The sequence below is a fragment of the Spirochaeta lutea genome (assembly GCF_000758165.1).
Taxonomy (GTDB): Bacteria; Spirochaetota; Spirochaetia; order DSM-27196; family Salinispiraceae; genus Spirochaeta_D; species Spirochaeta_D lutea.
Window position 1 is genome coordinate 269,315 of record NZ_JNUP01000064.1, and the last position, 512, is coordinate 269,826.

The 512-nt window shown below is 59.6% G+C and carries 1 protein-coding gene; it reads left to right on the top strand.

The window, feature by feature from the left end; genetic code table 11:
- On the top strand, window positions 1–512 hold a 512-nt coding region (locus DC28_RS09170; RefSeq protein ID WP_202962966.1), incomplete at both ends, for a hypothetical protein.

Sequence of the window (512 nt, forward strand, 5' to 3'; positions counted from 1 at the left end):
ACAAGCCGGGGGCAGTTTAAGCTTTACCGGGGGGCTGACGGCAACCGCCAACACTGGCCGTACCTTGAATGGAACCATCCAGAGTAATAACGTGCCGATGAGTTTCGGTGATGTGACCCTCGGCTCTGCTGTAACCCTAGATACCCAGGCGACGGATGCTACCGGTGATCTGTCGGTAGGCGCGGTGACCGGGGCTACCTTTGACTTGACTCTGGATACCGGCCATTTTACCGGAGCGGACATTTCCGGAACCAGTGTGGCCGGGGTTGGTACGCTTACTCTTCGTGATGGGGGGACGGTGACCTTCACCGGCACGGTGGGAGCTGGAACGGTAGCAGTCACCGACGCGGTGACCCTGGTTGATTTCCAGGATGCAGTAACCGCTACGACGTTGACGATTCCGGGCACTGCGACGGCCTACGATGTTCAGATGACCGGGGCGAGCGGAACCATAACTGATCCGGTGACCTTTGCGAATACCGGAGACCTGACCCTGGGACAAGCCGGGGGCA